Source organism: Chitinophaga sp. Ak27 (assembly GCF_012726295.1).
Classification (GTDB): Bacteria; Bacteroidota; Bacteroidia; order Chitinophagales; family Chitinophagaceae; genus Chitinophaga.
On sequence record NZ_JABAOB010000031.1, the window covers coordinates 1 to 403 of the forward strand.

At 45.4% G+C, this 403-nt stretch carries 1 tRNA gene and 1 rRNA gene; both read right to left on the bottom strand.

What is annotated here, in order from left to right:
• Positions 1-47 precede the first annotated feature (47 nt).
• A tRNA-Ile gene (locus HGH90_RS31500) sits at positions 48-122 on the bottom strand.
• A 202-nt stretch (positions 123-324) separates the two neighbouring features.
• Positions 325-403 (bottom strand): 16S ribosomal RNA (locus HGH90_RS31505); the annotation flags it as partial.

Sequence of the window (403 nt, forward strand, 5' to 3'; positions counted from 1 at the left end):
GCAAGGCAGGTGCTCTAGCCAACTGAGCTAATCCCCCGTAATCATTGTAGACCCGAGCAGATTTGAACTGCTGACCCCTACATTATCAGTGTAGTGCTCTAACCAGGCTGAGCTACGGATCTGTTTAGGTTGCCGGTTGGCGTTAATCACTCTCTCTAACCGATCAGTCCATGTGACCAACTTGGCGACTCCTTGTCAAAAGAACTATTCAATAACTTCAACCTATGCTAAAGTTATTATTACTTTCTCCCTGGCGTGTAGCCATAGGCGTTAGTACAATAAAATTAAAAGAAGGAAACAACAGCTCAGGTTAATGAGCTCTAAAAAGGAGGTATTCCAGCCGCACCTTCCGATACGGCTACCTTGTTACGACTTAGCCCCAATTACCGATTTTACCCTAGGC